Consider the following 24,299-nt stretch of genomic DNA (forward strand, 5'->3'; position numbering starts at 1 on the left):
GGCTACTCCTTGAGCGTCACCGCGAGAAACCGCTTGAGCGTGGCGGTTAGTTTTTCAATATCAATAGGCTTGGTGAGATAGTCGGCGAAGCCGGCGGCTAAGCCATATTTTAGGTCGCGGTCCATGGCGTTGGCGGACAGCGCCACCACGTTGATGTGCTGCAGCTGAGTGTCTTGCTGCATGGCGTTGAGCGCTTGGTAGCCGTTCATGCCCGGTAAATGAATATCCATGAGCACTAAATCCGGCGGGGAGTGGCGCATAATTTCCAGTCCCAACTCTGCGTTGGTAACGGTTTGCAGCTGGATTTGTTTAAAGTCCTCGATGATATCTTCCATCAGCCGCTGGTTGGTGGGGTTGTCTTCGATATAAAGCAGCGTGTAAGTGGATGCACTGCTGTCGATTGTTTCGTTGCCGTGGTTAGCCATCACGTGAGCAGGCTGCGCTGCTTGATCGGTAATGGGCAACGTGAACCAAAAGCAAGACCCCTTTTCTGGCTGGCTCTTAAAGCCAATTTGTCCGTCCATGCGCTCCACAAGCTGTTTGGTGATGGCCAATCCAATGCCGGTGCCTTGAATGGTGCTGTACTCGGCATCCAGCCGATTGAACGGCTCAAACAGTTCGTGCTGGCGCGCTACTGCAATACCGCAGCCGGTATCGGTAATGCTAATACGCAGCATATTGCCATCTTGTTCAGCATCAATCGTAATCACGCCATCAACACAGTTGTATTTGATGGCGTTGGAGAGCAGGTTAAGCAGAATTTGTTTGGTGCGAGTATAGTCGGCAATAACCTGCCAAGAGCAAGCTAATGGGGCGCGGCTTAGGGTGATACCTGCCGCGTCAATGTTGGCTTCCAGAGTGCTACAGGCATCATCTAGGACGTTGGCAATAAGCAGCGGCTCAAGGGAGAGCGGGGTAAGACCTGCCTCTATTTTGGCTAAGTCGAGCACATCATTAATTAAGCTCAATAGGTGTTGGCCGCTTTTCTCAATTTGACCTACCTGGCGCTGCTGTTTGTCGCTTAGCGGCTCGCGGCGCCCTTTGGCTAATAGCTGTGCAAAACCAATAATGGCATTGAGGGGCGTGCGCAGCTCATGGCTCATAGAGGAGAGAAACTCACTCTTGGCTTTATTGGCTTGCTCTGCCTGGTCACGGGCGTTAGCTAAATCCCGGGTGACTTGCTCGCGTTCGGCCATTTGCCGATAAAGATTAATCAGTAAGGCGCAGGTGTCGGTAAACGGCTGAAGCCAGTCCAGCAGCGCTTGGTTTAGGGGCTGCTTGCTGTTGGCAATGGCAAACATGCCAATTAAGCGCTCGCCGCTGAAGATTGGTGCGCCCAAGTAATTGGTCAATCGGGGGTGGCCAGCAGGGAAGCCGCCGCGCTTGATATGGCTATAAACATCGTCGGTGATAATAACCTCACCATAAGCGAAAACACGTCCCAGCAGCGAATGGGGGTTGGTTAACATCATATTGCCACTGCGGAGCTGCTCCATTAAGTGGCGCGACTCCGGGTTCCAAGAGAGGTCGGTAATCGCATGAATTTTAAGCGCATTGGTGGTATCGGTGGGCAGCACTTCGCCAATCAACGCATAGTCGCTGTCGGTAAGCTCGCGCAGCGCTTCCATTAAGAATGTCCACAGCCGCTCGCCAGACATAAGTGCTTGGTAATCCGTAATACCCTGGTGGAGTACTTTTAATAGGCTTTGCTCTTTTTGTATGCGCTGCGTGGCGTCATGGACGCTGCTTAAATCGGTCAAGATACCTAAAAACTCAGCAACGTCGCCGTGCTCGTTATGGATGGCATTGACGGCTAAATGCACCGGAATGGTGTGGCCCTTTTTATGCTGTGCCTCCACTTCTCGTCCTCGGCCAATTACCTTAGGCGCGCCGCCGGCTAAGAAGTTACTAATGAAGTTATCGTGCCTTGCGCTAATAGCGGCAGGCGTTAGCATGGCAACATTTTGGCCAATGACTTCGTGGTGGTCATATCCCAGCATGGTGAGCGCAAAGGGGTTAATGCTTAATACCTTGCCAGCTCGGTCGATACGAATAATGCCGGTAGCACTCTCATTAAATAGCGCCTCATAGCGTCGGGTGGTTTGCGCCAGGGAGCGGCGCATTTGATGGTGGCGCAGCAGCTCTTCTGCTTGGCCCGCGAGGCTTTTTAATAGGTGGCGGTCTCGCTGGCTAAAAGTGCGCGGCTTTCTATCAATCAAGCACAGCGTGCCGACGGGTAAGCCTTCGCTGGGCCGCAGTGGGTGCCCTGCATAAAAGCGAATTTGGGGGGTGTTTTCGACAAGCGGATTATCGACAAAGCGGGGATCATTTAGTGCGTTTTCAATCACTAGCGGTGCATTTTTAGCAACTGCATGGGCGCAAAACGAGATCTCGCGGCTGGTTTCACAGGTATCTAGCCCGCTATGGGATTTAAACCACTGACGCTCTTTATCTACCAGGGATACTAGCGCAATAGGCACGTCAAAAAGATCTTGGGCAAGCTGAGTAATGCGATCAAATGCTTCATCAATGGGTGTGTCAAGCACATGGAGCGCATGCAAGGCCGTCAGGCGCTGCGTTTCGTTATCAGGTAGATCGGCGGCTTGCATAGTGATTCCAAAAATATAATGAAGATATGGCCCTGCCCAATCATTATCGGGAATTTACCCGTTAGCTTTAACTATTATCGTTAACCAAGCCTCAGTAACTTCATTAACCAGCGCCGATAAGGCGGCCTAATAAGCCGGCTGGATGGCCGTTTAGATTGGTAGAAAATACCGCGTAGATGGCTAAAACGCTCAAAGCCATGACGCCCGTGATAACTGCCCATGCCGCTCTCGCCGACACCGCCAAAAGGTAGCGAGGGTACCGCGTGATGCAGCAGGGTTTCGTTAAACACCAGCGCCCCAGAATGGGTGTGTTGGCGTAACGTTAACTGAAGCGCTTTATCATCGGTGAACGCATAAAGCGCTAGCGGGTGGGGGCGGGCATTCACATAGGCAATGGCGTCATCGATATTTTTAACGCCAATGACTGGCAGGCAGCGGCCAAAGATCTCTTCGCGCATCACCGCTAGGTCGTGGGTGGGGTCAATAATGAGCACGGGCGCATGGGGGCCTGCATCAATAATGCGGCAGCCGTGGTCCCGTGCTTCTTCAAGCAGATTATCAAGGCGCTGTTGATGGCGTTCGTTGATCGCTGAGGTTGCGTCTTTGTCGTTAGGCCGCTGGTGTGCAATGGCTTGGGTTAACGCTTTGATCATGGCGTCTAAACGGCGGCTTTCTACCAATACATAGTCGGGTGCAATGCAGGTTTGTCCGGCGTTCATGCCTTTGCCAAACACAATGGCGGCGGCGGCGCGATCAACATCAGCATCGGCGGCTACAATCGCGGGCGATTTACCGCCAAGCTCAAGAGTCACCGGGGTTAAATTAGCGGCGGCTGAAAGTGCAACCCTGCGCCCAACCTGGGAAGAACCCGTAAACAACAGGTGATCGAACGGCAGGGCGCTGAACGCTTCAGCTACCTCTACACCGCCCTCTATGACGCTAAACTCTTCTTCTGTGAAGTATTGAGGAATCAGCTTGGCGAGCAGCGCGCTGGTATTTGGCGCATGCTCGCTGGGTTTGAGCATCACCACATTGCCCGCAGCAAAGGCGTCTATGGCGGGCATGATGGCGAGGCTCCAGGGGTAGTTCCAAGGTGCCATCACCCCGACGACGCCTAATGGTTGCGGCACAATATGCGCTTTAGCGGGCAGTAGCCGCCAGGGCATGCTTGCGCGTCGGGGGCGCATCCAACGCCAAAGCCGAAGCCGGGTATAGCCAATGGCTTGTAGCACGCCGCTAATTTCAGCTAAGCGGATTTCCGTTTCACTACGTTTTCCAAAATCTGCCTGAATAGCGCGGACAATGTCGTGCTGGTGACGCTTTGTCATGCGTGCTAAGCGGCCCAACCGTTCACGCCGGGTGCTGAGCGAAGGGTAGGGCGCCTGTTCAACAGCGTGCTGCTGAGCGTGGAACACACCGGTTAGATCGCGTTTCATGGCCTCTCCTTGATGAACGCATGATGAAATACGCCGTAGGGAAAATAAACAACCGATGGCGTCGTCACCATCGTTGAGCGTTAGGGGTAATGGTAGAGTGTTGGCTTAAACACTGTCGCTTGTTTTACTACCGGTTGTTTAGCCGATGCCCTTGAGGGACGCCATGCCATCACGCTCGCTATCACTTGCTATTCTACCTGCCATTGAGGCCGTCGCGGCAAGTCAGTGGGACGCGCTAGTGGGTAAAGATCAACCGTTTTTACGCCACGCTTTTTTGCAAGCGCTGGAGGGTAGCGGCTCAGTAAGCAGCGCCACCGGTTGGGAGCCATGCCATATAAGCGTTTGGCAAGCTGACCGGCTAGTGGGCGCGTTGCCCATGTACCGCAAACATCACTCTTACGGTGAGTATGTGTTTGACTGGGGGTGGGCTGAGGCGCTAGAGCGTGCCGGAGGGCACTACTACCCCAAAGCGCTGAGTGCGATCCCTTTTACGCCGGTGCCAGGGCCACGCAGTTTGATAGCCGCGGATGTCGACGCCGATGCGATACGCGAACAGTTGGCATCTGCTTGGCAAGGGCAGTGTGAGGAGCTGGTGCTTTCAAGCTGGCATCTGCTGTTTGCTGAAGAGCAAGAAGTGGCTGCCTGGCAGCGTCAGTTCCCTGGCTTGATTGCCAGAGAAGGGGTGCAGTTTCAATGGCGTGACCGGCAATTTGAAGACTTTGATGGTTTCCTGGCGAGCCTTACCTCTAAGCGGCGCAAAATGATCAAGCGAGAACGCCGCTTGGTGGCAGAGCAAGGGTTTACTATGCGGCGTTTAGAAGGTAACGACATTACCCAGGTTGCCATGGCACATTTTTACCGCTGCTACACCATTACCTATCACGAGCGCGGCAGGCCGCCTTATCTAAACCAGGCGTTTTTTGAGCGCTTGCGCCACACCATGCCTGAAGCACTAGTGCTAGTGCAGGCACTTTTAGACGGCCAGCCGGTGGCAGCAGCGCTCTGTTTTCGTGGTGAAACAGCACTTTATGGCCGCTATTGGGGAAGCGAGGTGGTGGCTGATTGCCTGCATTTTGAAGCCTGCTACTACCAGGGGATCGAGTACTGCTTGGCGCAAGGCTTGACGCTATTTGACCCGGGAACCCAAGGGGAGCATAAGCTGGTGCGCGGTTTTGCCCCTCAGCGGGTGCGCTCGCTGCACTATTTGGTGCACCCCGGTTTGGCTGCGGGCGTCGCTCGGTTTTGTCAACAAGAAGCCGCGCATATTAACGCCTATCGTCAGGCGGCAGCGCAGGCGCTGCCGTTTAAGTAGCGCAGGTGGGATAAACATGCCCTCAATCCGTTATTAAACGCCTGGCATGCTCGCTGGGCAGACCCCCTTAATGGCATAATGCGCGGCGTTTACGCCGTCAAAAAGGAACTCGGTGATGCATAAATGGCTAGTGGTTGCGCTACTTGCCGTGTTGGGGTTGCTCCAATACCAGCTGTGGCTAGGCAATGGGGGCTGGCAAGACCTTCAGCAAGTAGAAGAGCGTGTAGCCGTGCAAGAAGCTGCCAATGTACCGCTGCGCGATCGTAACGCACGACTAGCGGCAGAAGTCACCGATCTTAAAACCGGCCTGGATGCCATTGAGGAGCGCGCCCGCAGTGACATGGGCATGGTACGTAGCGACGAGCAGTTTTTCTGGGTGCCAGGTGTGGCCATTGAAGCCGAGTTGATAGGCCTTAACGCAGGTTTAGTGGTGCAGCCAAAACTGACGGATGAAAGGGCAGGCCAATGAGCAACTCACTGTGGCTGATTGTTCCGGCCGCGGGTCAGGGCAAGCGTATGGGCGCTGATAAGCCCAAGCAGTATCTCACCATTGCCGAGCGATCGATCCTTGCGCATACCCTTCACCGCCTAAACGCGGCTTTTCCCAAGGCGCAGCTAGTGCTCTGCCTAGACAGTGATGATCACTGGTTCGACCCCACTTGGGTGCCGTTCACCCATTGGCAGCGAGTGACCGGTGGCGCTGAACGTATGGATAGCGTATTAAACGCGTTACAAGCAATACCGGCCCACGCCAGCGACTTAGTAATAGTGCACGACGTAGCGCGGCCCTGTATCACCTCAGCTGATTTGCAGGCGCTCTACAAGGCAGCCAGTGAGCACCCCGACGGCGCGCTGCTTGCCATGCCGGTGGCGGACACCATGAAGCGTGCCAACGCGGAGCAGCTTAGCATGGCCACCGAACCGCGCGACGGGCTGTGGCATGCGCTAACACCCCAGGGCTTTCGCTATGACCTGCTACGCACTGCCCTTGAGCATGCCGTTGAAACGCGCTGTGTTGTGACTGATGAGGCTTCCGCCGTCGAGGCGCTGGGTAAGGCCCCGCGCTTAGTGAGTGGGCGGCGCGATAATTTAAAAGTTACCCACCCCGATGATCTCGCCCTTACCGCAGCGATTATGGCGTCGCAGTCGGCCTGAGTAATTGAAAGGAGCTTTTAATGCGAATTGGTCATGGATTTGATGTGCACCGTTTTGGGCCTGGTGACCACTTAATGATTGGTGGCGTAAAGCTACCTTTTGAACAGGGGTTTGTGGCCCACTCCGATGGGGATGTGTTGCTGCATACGGTCAGCGACGCGTTGCTTGGGGCCTGCGCATTAGGCGATATTGGTCGCCACTTCCCCGATACTGACCCCACGTGGGAGGGCGCCGATAGCCGGGACTTACTGCGCCGCGTGGTGTATCTGGTGCGCGAGCAGGGCTTTGGTGTAGTTAACCTGGATGCCACGCTGATGGCCCAGGCACCTAAAATGGCGCCACATATCGATGCCATGCGTAGAGTGATTGCCGAAGACCTAGGCGTGGACGTAGGGCAAGTAAACGTAAAAGCCACCACCACCGAACGGCTTGGGTTTACCGGGCGTGGCGAAGGGATTGCCGCTGAAGCCGTGGTGTTAGTCGAGCGCTTAGAGGCGTTGAATGCTTAACTTACCGCCCTGGCAGCGCTTGCTAGATGGCCATTTTGGGGCGCCTAAGCCGGGTCAGTACCGCGCCCAGCCAGAGGACTTTATTGTCGACGAGCAGCTCGACTTTACCCCTGAAGCCCATGGGGAACACCTGTGGTTACGGCTTGAAAAGCGGCACCAAACCACGTTAGATGTGGTCAAAAGCGTCAGTCGGCTATGTAACGTAACGCCAAAAGATATTGGCTACTCCGGTATGAAAGATCGTGTGGCGGTCACTCGGCAATGGGTAAGCGTTCATCTACCCGGGCGAGAGGCGCCCGCTGAGTTATCGGCATCGCTAGATGCACTGGGCATCAAAGTGCTAGAGCAAGCGCGCCACCCCCGAAAGCTTAAACGCGGCGTTCACCGCACCAACCATTTTACTTTGAGGTTGAGCGGTGAAGCGGTGCAGGCCGACGACTTTGAGCAGCGCTGGCAAGCACTGTGTACCCACGGCGTAGCCAACTACTTTGGTCCCCAGCGTTTTGGCCCCGGAGGGCGCAACTTGCAGCGCGCAGAAGCGGTTCTCGCCAAAGGTTGGCGCAAGCGTGACGACCGCCAAGGGATGATGCTATCAACCGCGCGCAGTTTTTTGTTTAACGAGTTACTAAGTGCCCGTTTAGCCGATGGCTCCTGGTGCCAGCCCTTACCAGGCGATACGCTAATGCTTGATGGCACCCAAAGCGTGTTTAGCGTTGATGAGGTGGATGATAGCTTAGTGGCTCGCGCGGGAGAGTTGGATATTCACCCGACAGGCGTACTTTGGGGCGTTGGCGAAAGAGCAAAACAGCAGATAGCGGCTTACGAGTTACGGCTGTTGGCACAACACCCAGCGCTATGTGAAGGGTTAGAAAAGAGCGGCGTTAAGCGCGCTCAGCGGGCGTTGCGGATTAGGCTGTTGGCGCCACAGCTGCGCAGAGAGCATGAGGCTGTGGAGCTCTCTTTTGCGCTGCCGCGGGGTAGCTTTGCCACAGCGGTGGTTAGTGAGTTGATTGAGCATCCCGATTTTGTTTAACCCATGACGCTAGATATAACTTAATACGCGTTATCTCAAGGAGACGCTAATGCGGCGACTGCTGCTTTCCAACGATGATGGTGTCCATGCCCCGGGGTTGCGGGCTCTGCACGATGCATTAGCGGCTCATGCTAACCTGCGCGTCGTGGCTCCCGACCGAGACCGCAGCGGCGCCAGCAACTCGCTTACGCTGTCACGACCACTCTCATTAACGGCGTTAGATAACGGTTTTTACAGCGTAGACGGCACGCCAGCGGACTGCGTTTACCTTGGCGTGAACGGCGTTTGGAACGAGAAGCCTGACCTGGTGGTATCGGGGATTAACCACGGCAGCAACCTGGGCGATGACGTGCTCTACTCCGGCACGGTAGCTGCGGCGATGGAGGGGCGCAATTTAGGCATGACGGCCATTGCCATGTCGCTATGCGGTGAGCGCCACTTCGAGACAGCGGCGAAAGTAGCGGCCAGTTTAATCGGGGCCGCTGAACAGCTATCACTGCCGCCGCGCACGCTGTTAAATGTAAACGTGCCGGATGTGCCATGGGAAGAGATCAAAGGCGTTAAAGTGACGCGCTTGGGCTACCGTGGGCCAGCAGAAAAGCCTGTGCCGCTGAAAGATCCCCGTGGGCGTACCCGCTACTGGATTGCGCCAGTAGCGGCGAATGCCGATGATGGCGAAGATACCGACTTTGCAGCGATTGAAGCGGGGTACGTTTCGATTACCCCTCTCCAAACTGATCTAACGCGCCACCCCGCGCGCCGTGATGTGCAGGATTGGTTGGATGCCTTTGCCTGAGTTATCACCCGGCGAGCTTCGCGGGCGAGGGATGACCTCCCAGCGCACTCGCGACCGCATGGTTGAACGGCTTGTTCAGCAGGGGATCCGTGATACTCGCGTCCTGGATGTTATGGCCAGCGAGCCCAGGCACCTGTTTGTCGATGAAGCGCTTGCGCACCGCGCTTATGAGGACACCGCGCTGCCCATTGGTTTTGGTCAGACCCTCTCGCAGCCGCTTACCGTTGCGCGCATGACGGAGCTAGTCCTGCGCGCGCAGCCGCGCCGTGTGCTCGAAGTGGGCACCGGCTCTGGCTACCAAGCGCTTATTTTATCACGGCTCGTCGCATCGCTTTACTCCATAGAGCGTATTTACGCCCTGCACGAGCGTGCTGCAGAGCGGCTATGGCGGCTAGACGCTGAGGCAACGCTAGCCGTATCTGATGGTGGCGATGGCTGGCCGTCGGCAGCACCGTTTGACGTTATTTTATTAACCGCCTGCGCTCAGTCGCTGCCAGAAGTGCTGCTTGAGCAGCTGAGCCGCGACGGAATGTTAATTGCCCCGTTAGAAGAACCTGATGGCAGCCAGTGGCTTACCCAAGTGAAACGCATTGGTGGCGCCTTTGAAAAGCGGCGGCTTGAACCCGTGCGCTTTGTACCCCTTTTGCAAGGAGTGGTGGATTGAAGCGGCGATTTTTAGGTCTATTTTTTAAAGGCGCTGGAATGGGCGCTGCTGACGCGGTGCCCGGTGTTTCAGGCGGCACCATTGCGTTTATTACCGGTATTTATGAAGAGCTGATCAATACGATTAAGCAGTTCGGCCCCAGTGCGCTAGTGGTTTGGCGACGCCAAGGGTTAGCGGGCTTGAGCCAGCACTTGAACCTCACGTTTTTGGTTCCGCTTCTTTTAGGGGTCGCGGTAAGCCTTTTTAGTGTTGCGCATTTGGCGCTCTGGCTCATGGAGGCCTACCCACTGCTGCTGGATGGCTTCTTTTTTGGCTTAGTAGCGGCCTCTGCACTCGTGGTCGGCAAAGCCGGGCATGGCTGGAAAATATGGTATTTATTGCCTTTAGCGGTTGGCTTGCTACTCGCGCAAGCCCTACCCGCTATGATGCCGCTGGTTCTGCTTGTCGGCAATGAAGCGCTGGTCGTCATGTTAGCGGGCGCCATCGCGATTAGCGCCATGCTGCTGCCCGGTGTTTCAGGTAGTTTTTTATTGCTCACGATGGGACTCTACGGCACCATCATGGGCGCCATACGCAGTTTTGATATGGTGATCATTGTTTTGTTTGGCGTGGGCTGCGTATTTGGTCTGGCGCTATTTTCCCGGCTGCTTTCGTGGCTGTTGAGTCGTCACCACGACTCTACGCTGCAGCTGCTGCTGGGCTTTATTATCGGCTCATTACCCATTCTCTGGCCTTGGAGAGAACTGGTACGTTACCAACTTGGCCCTGAAGGGCAAATGATCCCACTCGCTCACCGCTATCTAATGCCGAGTGATTACGCCGTGCTGACTGGGGCGTCGGCACAACTTGTGGGCGTGGTGGCACTAATGGCCGTTGGCGCCCTGTTGGTGGTATTGCTTAATCGCCGCGCAGCGGATCCCGTCGGTGAGCATGACAAGAACGATGCAGGGCATCATTTAACAGATAACGCGCGCGGCGTTGAAAAGGAGTAGGGTTTGCATGCGTAAGGTTTTCATGATGTCTGTGTTGGCGCTGGCTATTAGTGGCTGTGCAAACCAACACCAAAACACCCCCCAAGTACGTGATTTAAGCGACGCGCGCCGTGCGGTAGACAGCTCGCCGCAATATACGGTGAAAGCGGGCGACACGCTTTACGGTATCGCGTGGGAACACAACCTTGATTATCGCCAGTTAGCTGCGCTCAATAATATTGCGGCGCCCTACCAAATTCACCCAGGGCAAACCATTGCGCTGCGCGAAGGGGCGGGTGCGGCTTCCAGCCAGCCATCGGGTGATGCTGCTAGCCGTCCAGCATCAGGCGCTGTGGCAACGGGGTTGAGGCCTCAAGCCACCGCCGTTGCAAGCAATGACCAGAATATGGACTGGCTACTGCCTGATGAAAGCGCCATTGAACGCAACCAACGCATAACCGCAGAGCGCTCAGCGGTAGAAGCTGCCCAGCAAGTCGCGCAGGGTGATACTGAGCCTAGCGGCTCTGCCGTAGAAGAAACACCAAGCGTAGAAGTCACCCAACCCGTCGTTCAAGAGCAAACTTCGGTACAGGAACGGGAGCCAGAGCCTACGCCTGCTTCCGAGCCGGAGCCGGAGCCGGAGCCGGAGCCGGAGCCGGAGCAAGTGCGCGAGCCAGAACCCGCACGTGAACCAGAGCCAGCGGCGGCGCAGCCTAGCCAAACCGCTCAAACCGACCGCTCTTCGCGCACCTTCACACCGGTTGATGAGGTTAATTGGAGGTGGCCGACCGAAGGCGAGGTAACCGGCGAGTTTGGTCAGGGTGGTGCAATTACTGCCGGGATTGATATCGCCGGTCAAAAGGGGCAACCTGTTAGAGCTGCAGGCCCGGGTATTATCGTTTATGCAGGCAGCGGCGTGCGTGGTTATGGCAACTTGATTCTACTTAAGCATAACGATCAATATCTTAGCGCTTACGCTCATAACGACAGCTTAAGCGTCAAAGAGAATGATGTTGTAGAAGCTGGCGAGGTGATTGCCACGATGGGAGATAGCGATGCGGATAGCGTTAAGCTTCACTTTGAAGTGCGCCGCGATGGGCAGCCTCAAGACCCCATGAACTATTTGCCGTCTCGCTAATCACGGATTTGTCTCGTTGGCGACTAAGCAGTTCCGTTAACGTCAGAGCCGTTGTATAAACATGGATAACGTAAAACGTAGCAAACGGTAGGCGATTGCGCCTACCGGTAAAACCTGATTAGTTAAATCAGGCGTCATATAACAATAACGGTGAACGCGTACAGGGAGTACAACCACTTTCACTTTTTAAATGGCGGCAAGGTGTAACAACGGGGGGTGAGACTATGAGTATGCTGGAGAAGGATCTGCAGGAGATTGACCTAAACGCGGTGGAAGAGGCGGTGGATGATCCCGATGATGATGTCACCGCAGAGGAGGAAGCCTTCGAGAAAGCGCTAGGTCGTGAAGACCGTCAATCGACTCAAAGCTTGGATGCAACACAAATCTACCTCAATGAAATCGGCTTTTCGCCGCTGTTGACACCAGAGGAAGAGGTATATTACGGCCGCTTAGCGCGCAAGGGCGATGCGCTTGGCCGCTCTCGGATGATTGAGTCCAACCTGCGGCTGGTGGTTAAAATTGCCAGACGCTACCTTAATCGCGGCTTAACGCTGTTGGACCTGATTGAAGAGGGCAACCTGGGGCTTATTCGTGCGGTTGAAAAATTTGATCCCGAGCGAGGCTTTCGTTTTTCAACCTACGCTACTTGGTGGATCCGCCAGACTATAGAGCGCGCACTGATGAACCAAACGCGTACTATTCGTTTGCCGATTCACGTGGTGAAAGAGCTCAATATCTACCTGCGTGCGGCCCGGGAGTTGACCCAAAAGCTGGATCACGAAGCCACTGCAGAAGAGATCGCCGATCATCTTGATAAACCGGTAGAAACCGTCAAGAAAATGCTGGGTCTTAACGAGCGCGTTTCCTCGGTGGACTACCCTATGGGTGGCGAAAGCGACAAGCCCTTAATCGACACCTTGGCCGATGATGATGTGCAGGGGCCAGAAGGGTGTTTAGTTGATGGCGATGTGCGGGAGCACGTTGACCACTGGCTTGATGAGTTGAGCGAAAAGCAGCAAGAGGTTGTTGTGCGCCGTTTCGGCCTACGTGGCCACGAAGCCGCAACGCTGGAAGAGGTGGGTGCAGAGATAGGGTTAACCCGAGAGCGGGTTCGCCAGATTCAGGTGGAGGCCCTAAAAAAACTTCGCCGCACCCTAGAGAAACAGGGCTTATCCTTAGAGGCTATTTTCGAGAGCTAACCGCTAAAAGCATAGCGCCTGATAAAACTGCGCTGGTGAGACCAGCAAAAAAAAGCGCACCGAGTCGACCACTCGGTGCGCTATTTTTAGGCCCCGCTTTTATTAATGTTGATTGAATATCGCTAAGTGAGAAACGTGATGCGCCCGCTAGTGGCCCATATTGACCTAGACGCTTTGCGTCATAATTACCAGCTGGCATGCAGCTGTGCGCCTCAAAGTCGTTCGGTAGCTGTAATTAAAGCCGATGCCTATGGCCATGGTGCGCTTGAGTGCGCGCATGCCTTAGAAGCTGATGTGCCCGCGTTTGCCGTGGCCAGCATCGAAGAGGCTCTTCATCTACGTTCAGGCGGTATAACAAAGCCGATCATTCTGCTGGAGGGGATTTTCAGTGCCGACGAGCTAACGCTGGTCGACCAGCATGGGTTTTGGATCAGCGTACACAGCGAGTGGCAGGTCGCCGCGTTATTAGCATTTTCACCCCGCCAGCCTATCCCCGTGTGGCTCAAGGTCGATTCGGGGATGCATCGATTGGGCTTCTCGCCAAAAGAGGCCCCAGCGGTTTGGCAGCAGTTAGCCAACGCGCCACAGGTGACGGCACTCCATTTAATGAGCCACTTTGCGACGGCAGATGCCCATGAAGGCAGCTACTTTAACCAGCAGATGTCGATATTGACGGAGCTAGCCGAGCAACTGAAGGCACCTCTCTGTTTAGCTAACTCGCCCGCAACCCTGGCTTGGCCCGCTGCCCGCGGTGACTGGAATCGTCCGGGAGTCATGCTCTACGGTAGTGACCCGCTAGAAGTAGCGAATGACATTACCCGGCAATTACGTCCAGTGATGAGCCTGCGCTCTGAAATTATCGCCCTGCGCGAACTCGAAGCGGGTGAGTCGGTTGGTTATGGTGGCCGATGGCGCGCCGAGCGGCGTTCGAAAATTGCGGTGGTGGCCGCAGGTTATGGCGATGGTTACGACCGTCACGCGGTGGATGGCACCCCCGTGCTAGTCAACGGTCAGCGCTGCGCGATTGCCGGTAAGGTCTCGATGGATATGTTAACGGTCGATGTGACCGATATTCCAGATGCCGCTATTGGCAGCGAAGTGGTGCTGTGGGGGGCGTCAGCCGATGGCGCCGTGCTGCCGGTTGATGAAGTCGCTCGCTATTGCGATACGATTAGCTACACCCTGTTAACGGGTGTATTGCCAAGAGCCCCGCGCCGCTACCACGGTGCCGGCGTTTAAACGGTTATATGTATGTCAAAAAACTCGTACCCACGCTCATTTGCTCATCCCCGTTATTGGCCTACCTGGTTAGCCATCGGCTTGATGTACGTTGCTGCCTGGCTCCCCTGGCCATTAAAGCTAGGGGTGGGAAAAATGCTGGGCCTGCTGGCGTGGCGGTTTGTTAAACGACGCCGGCAAATTACGGCTGCCAACATTGCCCTCTGTTTTCCAGAAAAAAGTGCCGAGCAGCAGCGTAAACTGGTTAAAGAAACCTTTATTGCTAACGGGATAGGTCTAGTGGAAACCGCCACCGGCTGGTGCCGCGAGGCGGAAGGCTTCCGTCACCGCGTGGCGTATAATGGCCAGGAGCACCTTGCCCGAGCATACGCCCAGGGCAAAGGCGTGCTGGTGGTGGGTATCCACTTTTCAACACTGGATTTAGGTGGGGCGCTACATTCGCTGTTTTTCCCAGCGGATGTTGTGTACCGGCCACATAACAACCCGCTTTTCGAGCGGTTTATGACCCGCGCCCGCTCGCGTATTTTTGGTCAGGCGATTGATCGTCATGATCTGCGTGGCGTGGTGCGGCGGATTAAAGCGGGGCATATTGTTTGGTATTCACCGGATCAAGATTTTGGCCGCGATGTCAGCGTGTTTGCGCCGTTATTTGGCCAGCAGGCGGCGACCATTCGCCTAACGGGCAAAATTGCCCGTATGACAGGCGCGCCCGTGGTGCCACTGATGTTCCACCGCAACCCGGATAATCGCACCTATACCATTGAGTGCCTGCCCGCGTTTGATGATTTTCCGAGTGGGGACGAGGTGGCAGACGCAACCCGGGTAAATGAATTTATCGAGCGGGCTATTCGTAAGCATCCTGAACAGTATCTATGGCTTCACCGACGGTTTAAAACGCGCCCAGAAGGCGAGTCGAGCCTTTATTGACGTATACCCAGCGTAAAAAAGCCGTCCCACGATGAGTCGTGGGACGGCTTTTCGGTATTTAAGCGTTTGAGAGCGTGGCGTGCTGATTGAACAAAATGCTTAATCGAGATTACGCGAGTAAAAAATCTCAAGCATCTCTTTGCGCAAGCGGCTTTCGATATCCCGCGCTTCTTCAAAGGTAATGTCCCGGCGCGAGGTGCCGAACAGGTAGTTGTCCAGTTCGAAATCCTTCAGCAGCATCTTGGTGTGGAACATGTTTTCTTGATACACGTTCACGTCGATCATCTGATAAGCCTGCTTGGTATCTTCTGCCAAGTAGTCTTGGATTGAGGTAATGTCGTGATCAATAAACAGCTTCTTACCATCCACATCGCGGGTGAAACCACGTACGCGATAATCCATGGTCACGATATCGGAATCAAAGCTGTGGATCAGATAGTTCAGCGCTTTAAGAGGACTGATATGTCCACAGGTAGAGACATCGATATCCAAGCGGAAGGTGCTAATGCCGTTGTCCGGGTGAGACTCAGGGTAGCTATGCACCGTTACGTGGCTTTTATCCAGGTGGGCGACGACCGTTTCGGGTAGCGGGCCGGGGCCTGGCTCCGTGTGTTCAAGGCTTGGCTCATCCAGTTCGTGTTCAGCGATTAGGATGGTGACGCTAGCCCCGTGCGGCTCATAGTCTTGACGCGAAATATTCAGCACGTGGGCGCCGATGATATTCGTGACGTCTTTAAGGATCTGCGTCAAACGTTCGGCGTTGTAAAGCTCATCGATATAGTCGATATAAGCCGCACGCTGCTCTTCGGTTTTGGCGTAACAGATGTCGTAAATATTAAAGCTCAGCGAGCTGGTCAGGTTGTTAAACCCGTGGAGTCGGAGATTATCTGACACGTCCGAACCTCCCTATGGCAGATGAAGACACCCCGACGAGCCAGCGCCGGAACCGATAAATACTTGTCACCGCGCTTGTCAGGTGGCGCTTGCAAGCACGTGCTACGCAGTAGGGATATAAACAAGCGGGCGTATTATGCCCGCCCATGGCGTGGTATGCATCCAGACGGGCAATTTTTTTTGCCGCTAGCGTGTCTGGTAGGGGCCTTTTCAGGTGCCCGCTAAGAACGATGGTGTGGCTCACACGGGCTGGGCTAACCCCTAGGCAGCTCAAGCTTCGATGATCTCAAACGAGTGGGTAATCTCAACACCCCCTTTCACGAGCATAATCGAAGCACTGCAATATTTTTCAGCGGAAAGCTCAACGGCACGCTGTACCTGCTTCTCTTTCAAGCTGCGCCCGGTCACTAAAAAGTGAACGTGAATCTTTGTGAACACGGAGGGCACGTCGTCGGCACGCTCTGCCTCAAGCTCGGCAACACAGTCGGTGACATCCGCCCGGGCTTTGTCGAGGATATTCAGGACATCGAACGCCGTGCAGCTACCCATACCCATCAACAGCATTTCCATGGGGCGCGGGCCTGTATTTCGGCCACCGTGATTAGGTGGACCATCGATGACAACGCTGTGCCCACTACCCGATTCCGCGACAAACTGGCGGCCATCCGTCCATTTTACCCGTGCTTTCACGTTGCTCTCCTCATCTTGGCGACGAAAGGTAAGTCGCGCAGCATAACATTTCTATCGGGTAGCGCACTGCCTCATCGCTCCCTAGGCTGCATCAGGTGGTGCTCAAGGGCGGTTAATCGTTCCGGGGTGCCCACGTCCACCCAGTGGCCTGTAAAGTGCTCGCCGCTTACTCGGTTATCATTCATCGCTTGCTTGAGCAGCGGCGCCAGGGCAAACGCCCCCGGCGGCTCGCTTTCCAGTAGCGCAGGATGCAGCAGGCTAATGCCGGCGAAGGTTAAGTGCGGCGAACCGTCAGCCGTAACGCGGCCGTGATTCAGGGCAAAGTCGCCCGTTAAGTGGTGGTCAGGGTTATCAACTAACACTAAATGTGCGAGATCCCCTTTTTTAAGCGCTATTTCAGTGGGTAAATAGCTACACCAGACGTCGCCATTAATGAGCATAAAAGGCGCGTCGCCAAGTAACGGCAGCGCTTTTTGTATGCCTCCACCGGTTTCTAGCGGGGTGGTTTCACGGCTCCAGTGGATGCGCAGCTGATACGCTGAGCCGTCGCCTAATGCTGCCATGATTTGCTCAGCCCGGTAGCTAACGTTAATCACTACTTCTTCAACCCCGGCTTGCTGTAACCGCTCAAGGTGATAAATGATTAACGGTTTGCCCGCCACAGGTAGCAACGGTTTGGGGCAGTGGTCGGTTAGCGGGCGCATCCGTTTCCCTAGCCCGGCGGCGAGAATCATCGCTTTCATGTAGCGCTTTCCGCTAGACGTTGAATAATCGCTGGGCGAAGCGTTGCGCTTACCCACTGGCTAAAGTCGTCATGTTGGTTAAGTGCCGCTAAGCTATCCTCCAGGTGATTCAAAAAGTGGGGCAGACGGGCTAAATAACCCTGTTTTTGGTCACGCAGCGTCAGCCTGCAGAAAATCCCCAGTACCTTTAACGAGCGCTGAGCGGCCATGGCGTGGCATTGGGTGAGAAACATTGACTCACTGGTTTGGCGGGATAGTCGCCCGTCTTTGCGCGCATCTTCGTAGAAACGCCGTGCGAACTGGTTAAACTGTTCGTTAGAGAAGCGGCAGTAGCGTCCTCGAAGCAGGGAGATAACGTCGTAGCTGATGGGGCCGGCGACGGCGTCTTGAAAGTCGATTATATAAAGCTGCTGATTCAGCACCATAATATTCATTGCATCAAAGTCGCGGTGTACGCAAACCACGGGTTGCGCAAGGGCCTGCTCAATTAACGCTGCATGTAGCGCTTTCCAACTCTCAGGGATAGCTAGCCCAAGCCACTTGCCCAGGCACCACTCGGGAAAGAGGTCGAGTTCACGCCCGAGTAATGCCGCGTCATAGGCGGGTAGTGCCTGTGGGTTGGCACGATTTTGCAGCTGGGCAATTAGATCTAGCGCTTGGAGGTGGCTTTGCTGAGTGCTCTGCTCATCGGTGAAAAAGTCTTGCAGCGGCGTATTACCCAGGTCATCTAGCAGTAAAAAGCCGCTATCTAAATTTGCTGCGTGAATAGCAGGCACGGGCAGCCCAGCGGCATGCCAGCGTTGGCCTATTGCTACAAAAGGGGCAGAGTCTTCTTGAGCGGGTGGTGCGTCCATCACTACTTGGGTGGTGCCGTCTGGCAGGGTTAGCCGAAAATAGCGCCGGAAACTGGCGTCGCCCCCTGCGGGTGTCATGGTAATAGCGGCCACATCTAGGCCGTTTTGGTTAGCTGCCCATCGGGTGAGGGCGTCGATCCTGGAAGAGGACATGCAAGCTCCTTGCTGGTCGGGCATCATGCTGCCTGTATAATACCGATTCTGGATGCCAAGGATAACGAACATGGGCAAGCGATTTTCGCGCACCGCTCCGGTCGCGCACACGCTGTTGGGCAGTTTGCTCGCGGGCGCCTCCTTTTCAGCGGTGGCCCAAGGCCAACCGCTGCCTGCTGAGGTGCTTGATTGGCAGCCCTATGGGCAGGATGAGGCGTCTCTACAAGTGTGTCGTGGGCGTTATGTAATGCCCGGCTACCGCTTGCCAGCGGAACAGAACCCCGAAACACTGTCGGTTGAAACCCAAGAGGTGGATTATGCTGCAGACGGCGAAGCGCTTCTGCGGGGCGATGTGGTATTGCGGCGGGGCAATACGGAGCTGACCGCGGAACAGGTTTATTTACCTGCTGACCGCCAGCAGGTCGAGGTTCAGGGCAACTTAGCCCTGCGCGACGGCCAAGCACTGTTGCGCGGCGACCAAGCTACACTAATGCTTAATGAAGATCGCGCTTCGTTAAGCAACAGTCACTATGTTCTTTATGAGCAGCACTTGCGCGGTCAAGCCAGCCAGCTTGAGCAAACCGGTGAAGAGCAGTATCGCTTGCGCAATGCTACCTTCACCGCCTGCGACCCGGGTGCCAATAGCTGGCAGTTAGTGGGAAGTGATATCAAGCTGGATCAGGCCGAGGGCTTCGGCACCGCACGCCATGCCCGTTTAGAAATAAAAGACGTGCCGGTATTCTATTGGCCTTGGCTGCGCTTCCCCATTGATGACCGGCGCCATACGGGGTTGCTTTCACCTTCCGTGGGCTTCTCTAGTGACGGCTTTGACTATACCCAGCCGTTTTACTGGAACATTGCACCCAACCACGATGCCACCATCACCCCGCGCTGGATGTCGGATCAAGGCTTACTGCTCAACGGTGAATATCGTTATTTGTTTGCCGAAAGCCAGGGTATTGTCGAAGGCGGCTTTTTAAATAACGATGGGGGAAGCAGTACCGGTAGCAACCGCTTTGAGGGCGAAGATCGCTGGTATATTGACGCCTACCATACCGGCCTGATTAATGAGCGCAGCGACTACAATTTACGTTATGGCGCCGCCAGCGATGGCCGCTACTTTGACGACTTTGGCGGCGAGTTTGGCAATAGTGAGCGGGTGAGTATGGAGCGGCTGGCCCAGGTCGATTACCGCGGCGAGCGCTGGCAGCTGGATGCCCGTGCCCAGGGGTTCCAGCGTTTAGAGGATCCGTTGAGCGATACCGATAAACCTTTTTATCGGCTGCCTAGCTTAACGGCCAATGCCGAGTGGCAGTTTGGCAGCGGCTTCTATAGCCAGTGGCGCTCTAACGCCACCTATTTCTGGCGGGATGTCGATGAGCGGCAAGTGCCTGAGCGTGAAGCGGCCACCGGCACGCGTCTGCATTTGTCGCCTGCATTTGGCTGGCGGGCAGAGCAGGCCTGGGGGTATATCGAACCGCGCACCGAGCTATGGCAAACCGCTTACGAGCTTGACTATGGTCAGCGTGTTACTGACCGCGAGACCTCGCCAAGCCGTAGTATTGCGATTACCTCCATCGATAGCGGGTTAGTCTTCGACCGCGAGCTTGAATTGGGCGGGCGCGACTATCGCCAAACGCTGGAGCCGCGCCTGAACTACGCCTACGTGCCGCGCACAAACCAAACCCAACTGCCCGATTTTGATAGCCGAGAGCGGGTATTTTCTTGGGAGCAACTCTGGTCGCCACATCGCTTTTCGGGAACCGACCGGGTCGGGGATCTTAACCGTGTCTCTGTTGGCGTGCAGTCACGTTTGCTTGAAGACAGTACAGGGCGTGATCGGCTGACCTTTGGCATCGGTCAGAGCCTCTATTTTTCTGAACGTCGCATTGATAGCGAGGGTGACCCCGATACGCTGCCAGCGCGGCCCGAGGAAGACCCAGGCGTCAATCCCCAGCGTCGTTACCAGGCCACCCGAGACCGCTCACCGCTGGTTACCCGGCTGGACTGGCAGATTAATGACCGCTGGAGCACCGGCTACGAATGGCTCTACGATGACCACCGCGAGCAGACCGAACGCTCTAGTGTGGACCTACGCTATCGCCATCCGCAGGGGCATATAGTGAACCTTGGCTACCGTTGGGAGATCGAAGGGTTCGATCCTGGCGTTGTTCCCGGGGATGATGGCTTTCGAAACTTTAACCGCGAAGAGTGGGATCTCTCGTTTGCCTGGAAAGCCAGCCCTCGGATTGATTTGATAGGCCGCTACCTTCACGATCAGACTAATGATCGCTCACTGGAGCAGTTAGCGGGGCTGCAGTGGAATGACTGCTGCTATGGTGTGCAGCTAGTGTGGCGTGAGTGGGTGGACGATAACGACACCGCCCGAGTGAGTGATGATTTCAATGACCGCGGACTGTTTTTACGCTTTGTGTTCCGTGGCTTGGGTGGCGTTGGGCAGGATGCCGACAGCTACTTTGAACGGGCGATCCCTGGCTATCGCCCAACACCCCTTTAACGACCTCCTTAATTGGCGAGTGAAAGAGACTTTTTATGACGATCAGAAACACCCTGCTAACCCGTGTGGTAACAAAACGGGCAAAACTGCTCTCTGCGGGTAGCATGATGGCACTCTGCCTCGGGGCCAGCGCAGCGCTTGTGCCACTCACCCTGCATGCGCAGAATTTTGAGTCCACGCAGCGGCAAATGTTGGATAACGTTGTTGCCGTGGTGAACGATGGCGTCATTATGCGCAGCGAACTTAACGACCGCATCAACCAGGTTGAGCAGCAGGCCGAGGCCCAAGGCGGTAGTTTGCCGCCACGCTCTCAGCTGGCGCAGCAGGTGCTTGAACGTATGGTGATGGATGAAATTCAGCTTCAGATGGCGCGCCAGGCTAATTTGAGCGTTGATGATACTGAGCTAAATCGACAGCTGCGCACGATTGCAGAGTCCAACGACATGACGCTGGACGAGTTTGCCGACGCCGTGGAAGCCGATGGTATGAGCCTCGCCGATGTGCGTGAGGAGGTTCGTCGTGAAATGCTCATGCGCCAAATTCAGCAGCGCCGTATTAGCCAGCGTGTTTCTGTAAGTGACCGCGAGGTTGAGCGTTTTATAAGCCAGCAGCAGGACACGCAGCAGGGGCAATCCTTTATCGAAGAGACACGAGCTCGCCATGTGCTAGTTGAACTGACGCCCAACCGTGATGAAAATCAAGCACGCGCCAGGGCAGAGCAAGCGCGCCAGCGTCTGCAGCAAGGTGAAGACTTTGCCGCGGTCGCCCGAGAGTTTAGCGACGACCGTGGCAGTGCTATGAACGGCGGGGAGCTGGGCTGGGTGCGCCCAGGCCAAACGGTACCTGCCTTTGAAGAAGCAATGGGCTCGCTTGGCGCTAATCAAACCTCTCAACCGGTGCGCTCACAGTTTGGCTACCACGTTATTGAGGTGCTGGAGCGTCGTCGCCAAGATGTTACCGAAGAGAGTCGCCGCGAGCAGGTTCGCCAAGCGATTTTTCAGCGGCGGGCAAATGAAGAGCTGCAAGCCTGGCAGCGTGAGATTCGTGAGCAGGCCTTTGTGGATATCCGTCTTTAATGCTTAGTCAAACAGGCCCAGGCCAACCAAGCTTGCCCCTTCTCATTACCACCGGGGAGCCAGCAGGGATTGGCCCGGAGCTAACGCTTATGCTGGCGGCCCAAGGGCGGTTGCCGGAAGGTACACTTGCCGTGGGCGATCCCGACATGCTGCGCCAACGGGCAGCTATGCTAGCACTCGAGGTTGAAGTTATTGAGGCCGTGCCAGAGCAGGGCGTTGCCTCATCAGCGGGACGCTTGGCGGTGATGCCGGTTTGGTTGGAAGCGCCTGCTAGCCCGGGTGCGCTCAACCCTGCCAATGCACGCTACGTGCTTAATACCCTCCAGGCCGCGGTCGATGCTTGCCAGCAAGGCCGAGCGGCTGCGATGGTTACCGCGCCGCTGCATAAAGGGGTGATTATTGAAGGGGGCTTTGAAAACTTCACTGGCCACACCGAGTGGTTGCGGGATGCCTGCGGCGTGAATGAAGTGGTGATGCTGCTGGCGACCGATGCCGCCCTGCATACCAAGGCCGAGAGTTGGCAAGGCAGTGGCGACCTGCGGGTAGCGCTGGTTACTACGCACTTGCCGTTGCGTGACGTGGCGGATGCGATTACCTATGAACGGGTGTTACGTATCAGCCGCCTGCTGGCGAAAGACCTTAAGGGTCAGTTTGGGATCGCGACCCCGCGTATTGCGGTATGTGGTTTAAACCCCCATGCCGGGGAGGATGGCCACCTAGGCCGCGAAGAACTTGAAATCATCACGCCCGCGCTTGATGCGCTGCGCGCAGAAGGCTTGGACATACAAGGCCCTCTTCCCGCTGATACGCTCTTTACGCCCCGGCATTTAGCAGGCGTAGACGCGGTATTGGCAATGTATCATGACCAGGGGCTTGCAGTGCTAAAATACGCAGGCTTTGGGCAGGCTGCCAATATTACCCTTGGGCTGCCGTTGGTACGCACATCGGTTGACCATGGCACGGCGCTTGATCTTGCCGGACGTGGCGTTGCCGACCCCAGTAGCCTTGCGGTTGCGCTAACGCTGGCGCGACGTCTTGCTGACCAGCGCCAGTTGGCGACTTAATAACGTTAGCCATGCCGCTTGCGTGTTCACTAAGCCCATACGCCCAGCCCTATTACAGCAGCTTCACGAACTATACTTCCAAGGATCACTGTTAGATGTCTCACGTGCCCCAGCAGCACCGCGCTCGTAAACGCTTTGGCCAGAACTTTCTTCGCGATCTTGGCATTATCTCGCGTATCATCCGCTCGATTGGGCCTCGTGAAGGCGATCGTCTTGTTGAAATTGGCCCTGGCCAAGGGGCGCTTACCGCACCGCTGCTGGAGGCGACCGGCAAGCTGGAGGTCGTTGAGTTAGACCGCGATTTGATCCCTGGCCTGCGAGTGCAGTTCTTCAACTACCCAGATTTTGTCATCCACGAAGGCGACGCGCTGAAGTTTGATTTTGCCGCGCTTAAAGGGGATGGTCCTGCACTGCGGGTAGTGGGCAACCTACCCTATAACATCTCGACCCCCTTGATTGTGCATCTGTTAACCATGGGCACTGCCATTGCCGATATGCATTTTATGCTGCAAAAAGAGGTGGTTGAGCGCTTGGCGGCTGAGCCGGGTAGCACTGACTGGGGGCGCCTATCAGTGATGGCTCAATATTACTGTCACGTGGATCAGCTGTTTATCGTGCCTCCGGAAGCCTTCGTACCCCGCCCGAAAGTAGACTCAGCCATTGTTAGGCTAACGCCTCACGATCGTTTGCCCCATACCGCCGATGACCCGGCGCTGCTGTTCGAGCTGGTCAAGCTCGCTTTTGGTCAGCGGCGTAAAACGCTGCGCAATAACTTGAAAGGCCGAGTGAGCGCTGCGACCTTAGAGGTGTTGGGGATCGATCCTGCCCGTCGCCCGCAGACGTTGAGCGTGGCGGAGTATGTCGCCATCGCTAACCAAGTGGCTGCTGATGAAGCCAGCGGTCAAGAGGAGGGAGAGATGTGAGCGGCCTAGACATTGAGGTCAGCGTAACCCCTGAATACTGTTCTGGCGAATCAAGCGATGCCGAATCGCGCTATGTGTTCAGCTACACCGTGACGGTGCATAACCAAAGCCCCCACAGTGTTCAGCTAATGGCGCGCTATTGGAAAATTACCCAAGGCAATGGCGATAGCCAGGAAGTGCGCGGTAAGGGCGTGGTAGGGCAGCAGCCGCTGATTGGCCCAGGTCAGCGCTTTCGCTATACCAGTCGGGTGATCTTGCAGTCTCCTGTCGGAGTGATGGAAGGTGCCTACACGCTGCTTGATACCTACACACAGCGTGCTTTTGATGTGTCTATTGCGCCTTTTCGGCTAGCGGTACCGCGTCAGCTGCATTGATTATCTGCTAAGGGACGTCGCC

The 24,299-nt window shown here is 55.7% G+C and carries 23 protein-coding genes; 17 read left to right on the forward strand and 6 right to left on the reverse strand.

Annotation, left to right across the window (positions count from 1 at the left end; genetic code table 11):
- Positions 1-2: 2 nt before the first annotated feature.
- Together MOY_RS12455 and MOY_RS12460 are read right to left on the reverse strand one after the other, a co-directional pair.
- Positions 3-2,609, reverse strand: a complete 2,607-nt coding sequence (locus MOY_RS12455; protein ID WP_009100265.1) for a GAF domain-containing protein — start codon at positions 2,607-2,609, stop codon at positions 3-5.
- Between the two features lie 80 nt (positions 2,610-2,689).
- On the reverse strand, positions 2,690-4,045 hold the full coding sequence (locus MOY_RS12460; protein WP_009100267.1) for an aldehyde dehydrogenase family protein: 1,356 nt from the start codon (positions 4,043-4,045) through the stop codon (positions 2,690-2,692).
- A gap of 163 nt (positions 4,046-4,208) precedes the next feature.
- Between MOY_RS12460 and MOY_RS12465 the strand changes: the two genes are divergently transcribed.
- From MOY_RS12465 to lpxL, 12 genes are all read left to right on the forward strand, one after another.
- The gene (locus tag MOY_RS12465; RefSeq protein WP_009100269.1) at positions 4,209-5,357 is read left to right on the forward strand and encodes a GNAT family N-acetyltransferase; all 1,149 of its coding nucleotides are present in this window, start codon (positions 4,209-4,211) and stop codon (positions 5,355-5,357) included.
- 115 nt (positions 5,358-5,472) lie between these two features.
- Positions 5,473-5,826: a cell division protein FtsB gene (gene ftsB, locus MOY_RS12470; RefSeq protein WP_009100272.1), complete on the forward strand. Its 354-nt coding sequence runs from the start codon at positions 5,473-5,475 to the stop codon at positions 5,824-5,826.
- Complete coding sequence (gene ispD / locus MOY_RS12475; RefSeq protein ID WP_009100274.1) at positions 5,823-6,512, forward strand: 2-C-methyl-D-erythritol 4-phosphate cytidylyltransferase; 690 nt, start codon at positions 5,823-5,825, stop codon at positions 6,510-6,512. The genes ftsB and ispD overlap by 4 nt, the downstream gene beginning before the upstream one ends.
- 20 nt (positions 6,513-6,532) lie before the next feature.
- Positions 6,533-7,021: a 2-C-methyl-D-erythritol 2,4-cyclodiphosphate synthase gene (gene ispF / locus MOY_RS12480; RefSeq protein ID WP_009100276.1), complete on the forward strand. Its 489-nt coding sequence runs from the start codon at positions 6,533-6,535 to the stop codon at positions 7,019-7,021.
- Positions 7,014-8,054, forward strand: coding sequence for a tRNA pseudouridine(13) synthase TruD (gene truD / locus MOY_RS12485; RefSeq protein ID WP_009100277.1), 1,041 nt, complete (start codon positions 7,014-7,016; stop codon positions 8,052-8,054). Before ispF ends, truD begins: the two co-directional genes overlap by 8 nt.
- A 49-nt stretch (positions 8,055-8,103) precedes the next feature.
- Positions 8,104-8,850: a 5'/3'-nucleotidase SurE gene (gene surE, locus MOY_RS12490; protein ID WP_009100279.1), complete on the forward strand. Its 747-nt coding sequence runs from the start codon at positions 8,104-8,106 to the stop codon at positions 8,848-8,850.
- Positions 8,837-9,514 carry a protein-L-isoaspartate(D-aspartate) O-methyltransferase gene (locus MOY_RS12495; RefSeq protein ID WP_009100281.1) on the forward strand — a complete coding sequence of 226 codons (678 nt, stop codon included), beginning with the start codon at positions 8,837-8,839 and terminating at the stop codon, positions 9,512-9,514. The genes surE and MOY_RS12495 overlap by 14 nt, the downstream gene beginning before the upstream one ends.
- Positions 9,511-10,506 carry a DUF368 domain-containing protein gene (locus MOY_RS12500; protein ID WP_009100284.1) on the forward strand — a complete coding sequence of 332 codons (996 nt, stop codon included), beginning with the start codon at positions 9,511-9,513 and terminating at the stop codon, positions 10,504-10,506. The genes MOY_RS12495 and MOY_RS12500 overlap by 4 nt, the downstream gene beginning before the upstream one ends.
- A gap of 7 nt (positions 10,507-10,513) precedes the next feature.
- Positions 10,514-11,623, forward strand: coding sequence for a peptidoglycan DD-metalloendopeptidase family protein (locus tag MOY_RS12505; RefSeq protein WP_009100287.1), 1,110 nt, complete (start codon positions 10,514-10,516; stop codon positions 11,621-11,623).
- A 224-nt stretch (positions 11,624-11,847) separates the two neighbouring features.
- A complete protein-coding gene (gene rpoS / locus MOY_RS12510) occupies positions 11,848-12,822 on the forward strand; it encodes an RNA polymerase sigma factor RpoS (RefSeq protein ID WP_035540704.1) in 975 nt (324 codons plus the stop codon).
- Positions 12,823-12,960: 138 nt separating this feature from the next.
- Positions 12,961-14,061, forward strand: a complete 1,101-nt coding sequence (gene alr, locus MOY_RS12515) for an alanine racemase (protein ID WP_009100292.1) — start codon at positions 12,961-12,963, stop codon at positions 14,059-14,061.
- Positions 14,062-14,073: 12 nt separating this feature from the next.
- Positions 14,074-14,988 (forward strand): LpxL/LpxP family Kdo(2)-lipid IV(A) lauroyl/palmitoleoyl acyltransferase, encoded by a 915-nt coding sequence (gene lpxL / locus MOY_RS12520; protein ID WP_009100294.1) that lies wholly within the window; start codon positions 14,074-14,076, stop codon positions 14,986-14,988.
- A 99-nt stretch (positions 14,989-15,087) separates the two neighbouring features.
- Here the strand turns inward: lpxL and speD are convergent, their stop codons facing one another.
- From speD to MOY_RS12540, 4 genes are all read right to left on the reverse strand, one after another.
- On the reverse strand, positions 15,088-15,882 hold the full coding sequence (gene speD, locus MOY_RS12525) for an adenosylmethionine decarboxylase (protein ID WP_009100296.1): 795 nt from the start codon (positions 15,880-15,882) through the stop codon (positions 15,088-15,090).
- A gap of 270 nt (positions 15,883-16,152) precedes the next feature.
- Positions 16,153-16,572 carry an OsmC family protein gene (locus MOY_RS12530; RefSeq protein WP_009100299.1) on the reverse strand — a complete coding sequence of 140 codons (420 nt, stop codon included), beginning with the start codon at positions 16,570-16,572 and terminating at the stop codon, positions 16,153-16,155.
- A gap of 71 nt (positions 16,573-16,643) precedes the next feature.
- Positions 16,644-17,315: an N-acetylmuramate alpha-1-phosphate uridylyltransferase MurU gene (gene murU / locus MOY_RS12535; RefSeq protein ID WP_009100302.1), complete on the reverse strand. Its 672-nt coding sequence runs from the start codon at positions 17,313-17,315 to the stop codon at positions 16,644-16,646.
- Positions 17,312-18,322 carry an aminoglycoside phosphotransferase family protein gene (locus MOY_RS12540; protein ID WP_009100306.1) on the reverse strand — a complete coding sequence of 337 codons (1,011 nt, stop codon included), beginning with the start codon at positions 18,320-18,322 and terminating at the stop codon, positions 17,312-17,314. Before MOY_RS12540 ends, murU begins: the two co-directional genes overlap by 4 nt.
- Positions 18,323-18,392: 70 nt before the next feature.
- Here MOY_RS12540 and MOY_RS12545 point away from each other — a divergent pair, with 70 nt between their 5' ends.
- The 5 genes from MOY_RS12545 to apaG all read left to right on the forward strand — a co-directional run bounded on the left by MOY_RS12545 (position 18,393) and on the right by apaG (position 24,277).
- A complete protein-coding gene (locus tag MOY_RS12545; protein ID WP_009100308.1) occupies positions 18,393-20,840 on the forward strand; it encodes an LPS-assembly protein LptD in 2,448 nt (815 codons plus the stop codon).
- A gap of 35 nt (positions 20,841-20,875) precedes the next feature.
- Complete coding sequence (locus tag MOY_RS12550) at positions 20,876-21,916, forward strand: peptidylprolyl isomerase (RefSeq protein WP_009100310.1); 1,041 nt, start codon at positions 20,876-20,878, stop codon at positions 21,914-21,916.
- Positions 21,916-22,980 carry a 4-hydroxythreonine-4-phosphate dehydrogenase PdxA gene (pdxA, locus tag MOY_RS12555; protein ID WP_009100312.1) on the forward strand — a complete coding sequence of 355 codons (1,065 nt, stop codon included), beginning with the start codon at positions 21,916-21,918 and terminating at the stop codon, positions 22,978-22,980. The genes MOY_RS12550 and pdxA overlap by 1 nt, the downstream gene beginning before the upstream one ends.
- Before the next feature lie 95 nt (positions 22,981-23,075).
- Positions 23,076-23,903 (forward strand): 16S rRNA (adenine(1518)-N(6)/adenine(1519)-N(6))-dimethyltransferase RsmA, encoded by an 828-nt coding sequence (gene rsmA, locus MOY_RS12560; RefSeq protein ID WP_009100314.1) that lies wholly within the window; start codon positions 23,076-23,078, stop codon positions 23,901-23,903.
- Positions 23,900-24,277, forward strand: a complete 378-nt coding sequence (gene apaG / locus MOY_RS12565; RefSeq protein WP_009100317.1) for a Co2+/Mg2+ efflux protein ApaG — start codon at positions 23,900-23,902, stop codon at positions 24,275-24,277. Before rsmA ends, apaG begins: the two co-directional genes overlap by 4 nt.
- Positions 24,278-24,299 lie beyond the last annotated feature (22 nt).

It is taken from the genome of Halomonas sp. GFAJ-1, from assembly GCF_000236625.2.
Classification (GTDB): Bacteria; Pseudomonadota; Gammaproteobacteria; order Pseudomonadales; family Halomonadaceae; genus Vreelandella.